We start from the raw sequence: 10089 nt of genomic DNA on the forward strand, positions 1-10089 counted from the left end.
GGCGGTGCCCGGGCCGGGCGCGCCCGGGGCCGGGGCGGGTACGCCCAGGACGGCCGGGGCCGCGGCGTCCGACGCCGGGGGCCGGTACGCGCGCGTGGTGGGGCTTGCGACGCTGGACGCGCGCGTGACGGAGCCGGGGATCGTGGCGGCGGCCGCGCGTCTCGGGGTGCCGGTGACGGGCTGGCCGGCGGAGGAGCTGGCCGGGGTGGCCGTGCCGCATCCGTCCCGGGTGCCGCTGGCGGCGACGGGGACGGCGTCGGTGGCGGAGGCGGCGGCGCTGCGGGCGGCGGGTCCGGGCGCGGTGCTGCTGGTGCCGAAGCGGAAGTCGCGGCGGGTGACGTGCGCGATAGCCGGTTCCGTTCCGTTTCCTCCCGTTAAAGGGGGGTCTTGTTCGGACGAAGTGACGTCGGTCGCACGGTTGTCGCCCTTGACGTGCGGGTACATCGGTGGCGAGCCTGACTCACCCCACATCCCCACCCCCCACACGACGGCGGACATGGACACCCACACGGACGGCTCCCAGACGGACGGCTCCCACACGGTCGGCCACGCCCACGACCTGCGTCATCACGGTGACGCCGAGGTCCGGGACGAGAAACTCGTCGATCTCGCGGTCAACGTCCGGACGGCCACCCCGCCGGACTGGCTGCGGGAGCGGATCGCGCATTCGCTGACAAGTCTGGCGCTCTACCCGGACGGGCGTTCGGCGCGGGCGGCGGTGGCCGCGCGGCACGACCTCCCGCCGGGCCGGGTGCTGCTGACGGCGGGCGCGGCGGAGGCGTTCGTGCTCCTCGCGCGGGCGCTGCCGGTGCGCCGGCCGGTGGTGGTGCACCCTCAGTTCACCGAGCCGGAGGCGGCGCTGCGGGACGCCGGGCACGAGGTGGGCCGGGTGCTGCTGCGCGAGGAGGACGGGTTCCGGCTGGATCCGGTGGCGGTGCCCGAGGGCGCGGACCTGGTGGTGATCGGCAACCCGACCAATCCGACCTCGGTGCTGCATCCGGCGGAGACGATCGCGGCGCTGGCGCGGCCGGGGCGGTATCTGGTCGTGGACGAGGCGTTCATGGACGCGGTGCCGGGCGAGCGGGAGGCGCTGGCCAGGCGGACGGACGTGCCGGGCCTGGTGGTGCTGCGGAGCCTGACGAAGACCTGGGGTCTCGCGGGGCTGCGGATCGGGTACGTGCTCGCGGAGCCGGAGACGATCGCCCTCCTGGAGCGGGCGCAGCCGCTGTGGCCGGTGTCGACGCCGGCGCTGGTGGCGGCGGAGGCGTGCATGGGGCGGGCGGCGCTGATCGAGGCGGAGGAGGCCGCGCACCGGATCGGGACGGAGCGGGCACATCTCCTTGCGGGGCTCGCGGAGTTCGACGAGGTGCGGACGGTGGCGGCGGCCGAGGGGCCGTTCGTGCTGATCCGGATCGAGGGCGCGGACGCGATACGGGAGCGGCTGCGTCTCCTTGGGTTCGCGGCCCGGCGCGGGGACACGTTCCCGGGTCTGGACCGGCACTGGCTGCGGCTCGCGGTCCGGGACCGGGTGACGACGAATCGTTTCCTCCAGGCGCTGGACCAGGCGCTGCTGCTGGGCGGCTGAGCCACCGGCGTACCGAAGGCCCCCGAGGTTCCGGGGGCTCCGAGGGACGGGCCGGGGCCGGGCGGTGCGACGACGGCACCGCCCGGCCCCGGCCGGTTTCCCCCTGCGTCCCCCGACGCCTCGCCCCCTCGGGCCGTCAGCCGCGGGCGCGGGCGCGCGAGCGGGTCAGGGCGACGGCGGCGCCGCCCGCGAGGACGAGGGCGAGGGCGCCGCCCGCGATGTACGGGGTGGCGGAGCTGCCGCCGGTCTCGGCGAGGTTCTGGGTCGGGACCGAACCGCCGTTGTCGACCGTGATGCCGCCGTCGTCCTCGGGCTCGGTGGGCTGCGGCGAGGGCTGCTCGCTCGGCTGCTCCGTGGGCTTCCCGGTCGGTTCCTGGGTGGGCTCCTGCGTCGGCTGCTCCGTGGGCTCCTCGGTGGGCTTCTCGGTGGGCTTCTCCGTCGGGGCCGGGCCGGCGGGCGTCTCGCAGGTGGCCTCGGCGAGGGTGACGGTGCCCTTCACCTTCGCGACGCCGAGCTTGAGCGGGTCGACCTCGACGTCGAGCTCCAGGGCGGTGGCGGCGGCGGTGCGCTCGGTCGTACCGGTACGGGAGAGGTCCAGGGTGACCTTGCCGACGGCGGACACCTCGACCTCGGTGCGGCCGCCCGCGGTGAGGGTGGTCTTCTTGTCGAGGACGCGGACGTAGCCGAGGACGTTGGACTCGGCGACCGGCTTCTTCCCGGCCTCGCAGACCGCCTTGGAGGTGACCTTCTCGACCTCGATGATCGCGAGCGAGGGGAGGCCGGGCACGTGGACGCGGGCCTTGGCGAGGTTGACGTACCCCTCGGCCTTGTTCTCGTCGACGGTGGCGGTCGAGGTGGCGACGTCGGCGGTGAGGATGTCGATCGGCTTGCCGCCCTCCGCACCCCTCACCTTCACGCTGAGCGCGGTCTCGCTCTCGCTCTCGGGCGCCTCGACCTCGTTGAGGGCGGCGCGGACCGGGACCTTCACGGTCTCGCCGAGGAGGGAGACGTCGAGCCCGGTGCGGAGCACGGCGGCGGCGGCGCGGCCCTCGCGGTCCTCGCCGTCGGTGGCCTGCGCCGGGGACGCGAGGAGCACGGGCCCGACGGCCAGGGCGGCGACGGTCGCGGCGGCCGCGGTGCGACGGACGGACGCGCGGAAGGTGTTGCTGTTCAAGATGGTGGAACCCCCACAGAAGGCATGGCGTCGCCGGCCGCTCACCACGGGGACGGTGGGTCTGCGCGGCGCGGCGACTTGAGACACCGGAATCTTTACGCACGGAGAGTGAACCGACAGTCGCCTGACGTGAGTTCACCCCAAAGGGTGGTTTCCGTGTTCACTTTCGATTTTTTTCGACACAACCGTTCCCGCTCGTCCCGCGTGTTTCGTACGAGGGGGTGAGCGCGGGGCACGTGCGGGCGCGATACGGGCAGGAGAAACGATCCGCGCACCGGCGAGGTCACGGATCGTCAACGTCACGCCGGACCCGGGTGCCTTTCCCCGCGATCCATGAGCTACCTTGAGCCGACAGATAATTTAGGGCAGCCTAACCTAAGAAAATTCGGCATCACAGGGACGGGATCGGAACGGCCGTGAGCATCGAGGTCTACCGGGACGCGTACGGCGTCCCCCATCTGCGCGCCGGGGACCCGGAGGAACTGGCCTTCGCCCAGGGCCGGGTCACCGCGCGGGACCGCGCCTGGCAGCTGGAGGTCGAGCGGCACCGGGCCCAGGGCACCACGGCCGCCTTCCTCGGGCCCGCCGAGACCCCCTGGGACGTCTTCGTGCGGCGGGCGAGGCTCGCCGACACCGCGCGCCGCTGCCTGGCCCGCCTGGAGGAGACCGACCCGGAGACCGCCGACTGGGTGCGGGCGTACGCGGACGGCGTGAACGACGGCCTGGCCGAAGGGGCCCGCCGCGCCCCGGAGTTCGCCGCGACCGGGCTCGTCCCCGGCCGCTGGGAGGCGTGGACGCCGCTGGCCGTCTGGCTCTCCACCCACGTCCTCTTCGCCGGCTTCCCGACCAAGCTGTGGCGCGAGCAGGTGGCCACCGCGCTCGGCGAGGAGTGGACCGAGCTGTTCGCCGCCGACGGGCCGGCCACGGCCGGCTCCAACGGCTGGCTGGTGACCGGCGAACGGACCGCGAGCGGGGCGGCCCTGGTGGCCGGCGACCCGCACCGGTTCATCGAGGCGCCCGGCGTCTACCAGCAGATACGCCTCGCCTGCCCGGAGTACGACGTGGTCGGGCTCGCCGTGCCGGGCGTGCCGGGGCTCGCCCACTTCGGGCACACCGGGCACGTCGCCTGGGCGATCACCAACGCGATGGCCGACTACCAGGACCTCTACCGGGAGCGGCTGCGGCGCACCGCCGACGGCGGCGTGGAGGCGTACGGCCCGGACGGCTGGCGCCCGGCCGCCGCGCACACCGAGACGGTCGAGGTCTCCGGCGCCGAGCCGGTCCTCGTCGAGGTGGTCGAGACCGCGCGCGGCCCGGTCGTCACGGGCACCGAGCCGGCGGAGCCCGGCACCGAGTGGGAGGGGCTGAGCCTGCGGTACGTGCCCCGGGTCACCGGCCGGCTGGGCTTCGAGGCCCTGCCGCGCCTGCTCGCCGCTCGTACCGCCACCGGGGTCGACACGGCCCTCGACGCCTGGGTGGAGCCGGTGAACGTGGTGCTCGCCGCCGACACGGAGGGCGGTCTCCTGCACCGGGTCGCCGGGCACGTCCCCGTACGCCCCCGGGCCAACTCCCTGCGGCCCGTACCGGCCTGGGAGCCCGCGCACGCCTGGGCGGCGGAGCCCGCGCCGCTGCCCCGCGCCGAGGTGCGCGGCCACGCGGTGATGGCCAACGCCCGGGGGCTCGCCGCCCCGCTCGGCGTCGAGTTCGCGCCCGCGCACCGGGCCGACCGGATCGCCGCGCTCCTGGACGCCTCCGACGCCTGGACGCCCGAGGCCACGGCCGCCGTCCACCGCGACACCGACAACCGCGCGGCGGCCCCGCTGCTCGCCGCCGTCGAGGCCGCCGAGGGCCTCTCGCCCGCCGCCGGGGCCGTCCGGGAACGGCTCCTCGCCTGGGACCGGCGGATGGAGGCCGACAGCTTCGACGCCGGGCTCTACGCGGCCGTGCGGGGCGCGGTGGTGCGCGCGATCGCCGCGCACGAGGTCTTCGCGAAGCTGCGCGAACCCGCCCCGTACCCCGAGGTGTTCACGCCCTGGCTGCACCTCGGCCCCCGGGTCGGCCTCGCCCTGGAGACGCTGCTCACGGCCGGTCCCCTACCGGCCGGGGACCTCGCCCGGATCGTCCGCGAGGCGCTGGAGGAGACCGCCGCGGGCGAACCGCCCGCCGCCTGGGGCACCACCCACCGGCTCGCGCCCTGGCAGGCGCTCCCCCATCCCGACGACGCCCGCTGGCCGGGGCTCGGCGGCGACCACGACTGCGTGCTCTCCACCTCCAGCGTCCCCGGCTACACCGACCGCGGCGCCCGGGCCTCCGCCGCCCGGTACGTGTGGGACCTCGCCGACCGCGAACGCAGCGGCTGGATCGTGCCGTTCGGCGCGTCCGGGGTGGCCGGCGACCCGCACCACGAAGACCAACTCCCCCTGTGGCTGCGGGGCGAGCTCGCCCCCGTCACCACCGACTGGAACCGCCTCACCAAGGAGCAGGAATGACCGGAGCAGGGACGACCGGAGCAGGGATGGCCGAAGCAGGGACGACCGCCCCCGTACACGTCCAGACCGTCGAGGGCTTCGGCACCGTGACCCTCCGGCCCGTCGCCCCGGACGCGGACGCCCCGCTCGTCCACGCGTGGGTCAACGAGGAGCGGGCGCGCTTCTGGGGCATGAACGGCACCACCGTCGAACAGGTCCGGGACATCTACGCCCACCTGGACTCGCTCACCACCCACCACGGGTTCATGGTGGAGCTCGACGGCGAGCCGGTCGGCCTCTTCCAGACGTACGAGCCCGAGGCGGACCGGGTGAGCGAGTGCTACGAGGTCGAGGAGGGCGACATCGGCGTGCACCTGTTCGTCGCCCCCGGCGCCGCGCCGCGGCCCGGCTTCACGGGCGGGCTGCTCACCGCCCTGATCGACTTCGCGCTGACGCGCGGCTCGCGGATCGTGGCGGAGCCGGACGCGGCGAACGAGAAGGCGATCGCCCGGGTGGCGCGGGCCGGTTTCACGCTGGGCCCTGAGGTCGTCCTCCCGGAGGTGGACCTGCCGGAGGTCTTCATCCCGGAGAAGAAGGCCCGGCTGGTCTTCTACACGCGCGGCTGACACCCAAGGGACCCAGGGGCCGGGTCCGGGGCCCCGCTACCCCACGACCCGGCCGTTGACGACGATCCGCCGGGGGGCCGCGAGGACGCGGACGTCCGCGCGCGGGTCCTGGTCGTAGACGACGAGGTCGGCGGGGGCGCCCTCCTCCAGGCCGGGGCGGCCGAGCCAGGCCCTGGCTCCCCAGGTGGTGGCGGAGAGGGCGTCGAGCGGCGGGATGCCGGCCTTCGTCAGCTCCTCGACCTCCTCCGCGACCAGGCCGTGGGCGAGCGAACCGCCCGCGTCGGTGCCGACGAAGACCGGGATGCCCGCGTCGTAGGCGGACCGCACGGTGTCGTAGCGGCGCTCGTGCAGCCGGCGCATATGGGCCGACCAGCGGGGGAACTTGGCCTCGCCGCCGTCCGCGAGGTGCGGGAAGGTCGCGATGTTGACCAGGGTGGGAACGATCGCGACCCCGCGCTCCGCGAAGAGCGGGATCGTCTCCTCGGTGAGCCCGGTGGCGTGCTCGATGCAGTCGATGCCCGCCTCGACCAGGTCGCGCAGCGAGTCCTCGGCGAAGCAGTGGGCGGTGACCCGGGCGCCGAGCCGGTGGGCCTCCGCGATCGCCGCCTCCACCTCGGGGCGCGGCCAGGACGGGGACAGGTCGCCGACCTCGCGGTCGATCCAGTCGCCGACCAGCTTCACCCAGCCGTCGCCCCGCCGGGCCTCCCGCCCGACGTAGGCGACGAGGTCGGCGGGCTCGATCTCGTGGGCGTAGTTGCGGATGTAGCGACGGGTGCGGGCGATGTGCCGGCCCGCCCGGATGATCTTCGGCAGGTCCTCGCGGTCGTCGATCCAGCGGGTGTCGGAGGGCGAACCCGCGTCCCGGATCAGGAGGGTGCCGGCGTCCCGGTCGGTGAGGGCCTGCTTCTCTGCGGTGGCCTCGTCCACCGGCCCGTGCCGGTCGAGCCCGACGTGGCAGTGGGCGTCGACCAGGCCGGGCAGCGCCCAGCCCTCCACCGTCAGGGCCTCCCCCGCGGGCCGCTCGAAGGTGATCCGCCCGTCGACGCACCAGAGTTCGTCCCGTACGTCCTCCGGGCCGACCAGGACCCGGCCCTTCACGTGCAACACCTCGTGATCGCTCATGGCAGCACTGTACGAGGGGCGGCAGCACGGTACGAGGGGCCGCCGGGACCGTGGGGCGTACGCTGGCCCCGGCCGTACCACCGACCCGAGAAGGCACCACCGTGACCGTGACCCATCCGCTGCTCGACCTGGCCCCGATGACCGCCGCGCACTTCGCGTCCGTCGAACGGCGGGTCGCCGCGCTGCTCTCCACCGAGCAGGACGTGGTGATCACCCAGGGCGAGGCGCTGCTGCCCCTGGAGGGGTGCATCCGCAGCGGGGCGCGGGCCGGTTCGACCGCGCTGAACGTGGTCACAGGGCCGTACGGGCAGACCTTCGGCGACTGGCTGCGCGACTGCGGCGCCACCGTGATCGACCTCGCCGTCCCCTTCCACACGGCGGTCACCGCCGAGCAGGTCGAGCGGGCGCTCGCCGAGCACCCGGAGATCGACTTCGTCTCCCTGGTGCACGCGGAGGCGGCCACCGGCAACACCAACCCGGTCGCGGAGATCGGTGAGGTCGTCCGGGCGCACGGGGCGCTGTTCTACCTGGACGCGGTGGCCTCGATCGGCGCCGAGCCGGTGCTGCCGGACGCCTGGGGCGTGGACCTGTGCATCATCGGGGCGCAGAAGGCGATGGGCGGCCCGGCCGGTGTCTCCGCGGTGTCGGTGAGCGAGCGGGCCTGGGAGCGGTTCGCCGCCAACCCGGCCGCCCCGCGCCGCTCGTACCTCTCCCTTCTCGACTGGAAGGAGCGCTGGATCGACGGCGGGCGCACGGCGCTGCCGCACGCCCCGGCGCAGCTGGAGATGCTGGCCCTGGAGGCGTGCCTGGAGCGGATCGAGGCGGAGGGCCTGGACGTGCTGACGGCCCGGCACGCCTCGGCCGCGGCGGCGACCCGGGCGGGCGCGGTGGCGCTCGGCGGCGGTCTGGAGCCGTACGTGTACGAGGCGCGGGAGGCGGCGCCGGTGGCGACGACGCTGCGGGTCCCGGCGGACCTGGACGCCTCCGTCCTGGTGGCGAAGGCGCTCGCCGCGGACCCGTCGTTGCCGCTGGCCGCGGGCGGCGGAGCCCTGGCGCGGGAGATGATCCGGGTGAACCACTACGGGGCCGGCGCGACCCCGGACACCGTGGAGTCCTCGCTGGCCGCCCTGGGTGCGGTGCTCGACGGGGCGGGCCGGACGGTGGACGTGGAGGGCGCGCGCCGGGTGGTCGCCGGGAGCTGGTAGGCGGTACGCGGCGGAGGGGGCGGGGTCCGGTGTCCGGGCCCCGCCCCCTCCGGCGTACGCGGTCAGCCGGCCAGGACGTCCAGGGCGCGGTCGACGTCCGCCGCCGTGTTGTACAGGTGGAAGGAGGCCCGCAGGTTGCCGGCGCGGTCCGACAGCAGGATGTCCGCGGCGCGCAGGGCGTCCGCGCGGTGGCCGAGGCCGGGGACGGCGACGACCGTGGAGTCGTCCATGACCGGCTCGTGCCCGAGGGAGAGGAGCCCGGCCCTGAAACGGGCGGCGAGCCCCTTGTCGTGGGCCTCGATCCGCTCGATGCCGATCTCCTCCAGGAGGGCCAGCGAGCGGGCGGCGCCGTGGTACGAGGGGAAGGCCGGCGGCTCGTCGAAGCGGCGGGCGGAGCGGGCGAGTTCGCGCACCGGGCCGTAGCTGTTGACCCACAGCTCCTCGCCGTTCACCCAGCCCGCGTGGATCGGCAGCAGGCTGTCCTGGGCCTCCTCGGTGACGGTGAGGAAGGAGGCGCCGCGCGGGCAGAGCAGGTACTTGTAGCCGCCTGCGACCGTGTAGTCCCACTCCCCCGCCGCCAGCGGCAGCCAGCCCGCGGACTGGGTGGCGTCGAGCAGGGTGCGGGCCCCGTGGGCCGCGGCGGCGGCCCGGATCGCGGCGAAGTCGGCGGTGCGGCCGTCCGCGGACTGCACGGCGGAGAAGGCGACGAGCACGGTCTCCGGGCCGACGGACTCGGCGAGCCGCTCCAGCGGAACGAAGCGGGTCTTCAGGTCGCCGCGGACCGTGAAGGGCGTGAGGACGGAGGAGAAGTCGCCCTCGGGGAAGAGGATCTCGGCGCCGGAGGGCATCGACTGGGCGATCATCCCGCAGTGCACGGCGACCGAGCTGCCCACGGCGACCCGGTCGGGCGCGACCCCGGTGAGCCGGGCGTAGGTGGCGCGGGCCTCGGCCACGATGTCGAAGCTGCCGGCGCCGTCGGGGCGCCCGTCGGCGGTCTCCTGGGCGAGGAGGGCGACCGCGTCGACGGTGCGGCGCGGCAGCAGGCCGCAGGCGGAGGTGTTCAGGTAGGTCCGCGTGGGGGCGAACTCGGCGCCGCCGAGCGGCTGATCGAGGGAGTCCATGACCACAGCCTGGGCTCCCCACGACCACCCGTCAATTGTCGCCGATCATGGAGCGCCTCCAAGCTCCGCTTATCTCCGCAGGTCAGAGGGGGTCAGTCGCGCGGCGGGGCCGCGCAGCCGTCCGGGCCGCACGCCTCGGCACCGGTCCGGATCTGGTCCGGCACTACTGGCGGGCGCAACGGCTGTGGTCCGGCTCGTACTTCGCCGGGTCGGTCGGCGGGGCCCGCTGTCGATGGTCCGTCAGCACATCGAGCAGCAGAATCGTCCATTGAGCGACGCTGTCGGGGATCTTGCAGATGTGGAGCTCGTCGGGCGTGGCCGGCAGGTGGATCTCGCCTTCCCTTGCAGCGGATTTCCGCTGCTCAGCTGGTATCCGTGGTTCCTGCGGAGTGCAGGATCACGCCCCCTGTAACGGTTTCGCGAACGCCAGAGCTGCGCCTTGTGGTGCGGAAGCGGCGGGTGGTGCATTCGTCGGCCCTCAACGGCCTCGGTCTCCTGTCCCCGACCCGGTGCAAAGTAGGCGTCTCAGCTCTCGGCGGGGGGGCGGTTGAGGGGCTTGTGCACGACTCCGGCCGAACCTTGACGGTGGCGGGCCCCGTTCATCAGGTCACCGGCCAGGGAGCGGCGCTGGCAGGCTGGTCTGCTTGCCGGGAATCGGATCGCCATCAGCGGGGTTGGTGGGGGACGAGCCGTTAATGGGAGGGGTCATGCGAGCGATTCAGGTGTACGAAGTGGGCGGTCCCGAGGTGTTGCGGGAGGCCGAGGTGGACCAGCCGCGGCCGGGTCCT

The 10089-nt window shown here is 74.7% G+C and carries 6 protein-coding genes and 1 pseudogene; 4 read left to right on the plus strand and 3 right to left on the minus strand.

What is annotated here, in order from left to right:
• Nucleotides 1–73: 73 nt before the first annotated feature.
• Nucleotides 74–1585: pseudogene (cobC, locus tag QK442_RS33860) on the plus strand (Rv2231c family pyridoxal phosphate-dependent protein CobC); the annotation flags it as partial.
• 136 nt (nucleotides 1586–1721) lie between these two features.
• Here cobC and QK442_RS33865 read toward each other — a convergent pair.
• Nucleotides 1722–2759, minus strand: a complete 1038-nt coding sequence (locus tag QK442_RS33865) for an SCO1860 family LAETG-anchored protein (protein ID WP_282697955.1) — start codon at nucleotides 2757–2759, stop codon at nucleotides 1722–1724.
• A gap of 416 nt (nucleotides 2760–3175) precedes the next feature.
• Between QK442_RS33865 and QK442_RS33870 the strand changes: the two genes are divergently transcribed.
• Nucleotides 3176–5248, plus strand: a complete 2073-nt coding sequence (locus QK442_RS33870; protein WP_282697956.1) for a penicillin acylase family protein — start codon at nucleotides 3176–3178, stop codon at nucleotides 5246–5248.
• A gap of 26 nt (nucleotides 5249–5274) precedes the next feature.
• The gene (locus tag QK442_RS33875; RefSeq protein ID WP_282697959.1) at nucleotides 5275–5853 is read left to right on the plus strand and encodes a GNAT family N-acetyltransferase; all 579 of its coding nucleotides are present in this window, start codon (nucleotides 5275–5277) and stop codon (nucleotides 5851–5853) included.
• A 36-nt stretch (nucleotides 5854–5889) separates the two neighbouring features.
• On the opposite strand, the gene QK442_RS33880 is transcribed toward QK442_RS33875, so the two are convergent.
• On the minus strand, nucleotides 5890–6975 hold the full coding sequence (locus QK442_RS33880) for an amidohydrolase family protein (protein WP_282697957.1): 1086 nt from the start codon (nucleotides 6973–6975) through the stop codon (nucleotides 5890–5892).
• 107 nt (nucleotides 6976–7082) lie between these two features.
• Here QK442_RS33880 and QK442_RS33885 point away from each other — a divergent pair, with 107 nt between their 5' ends.
• Complete coding sequence (locus QK442_RS33885; RefSeq protein WP_282697960.1) at nucleotides 7083–8180, plus strand: aminotransferase class V-fold PLP-dependent enzyme; 1098 nt, start codon at nucleotides 7083–7085, stop codon at nucleotides 8178–8180.
• Between the two features lie 62 nt (nucleotides 8181–8242).
• Here the strand turns inward: QK442_RS33885 and QK442_RS33890 are convergent, their stop codons facing one another.
• On the minus strand, nucleotides 8243–9301 hold the full coding sequence (locus tag QK442_RS33890) for an aminotransferase class V-fold PLP-dependent enzyme (RefSeq protein ID WP_282697958.1): 1059 nt from the start codon (nucleotides 9299–9301) through the stop codon (nucleotides 8243–8245).
• Nucleotides 9302–10089: the final 788 nt, after the last annotated feature.

This window comes from Streptomyces sp. CC208A, assembly GCF_030010625.1.
Taxonomy (GTDB): domain Bacteria; phylum Actinomycetota; class Actinomycetes; order Streptomycetales; family Streptomycetaceae; genus Streptomyces.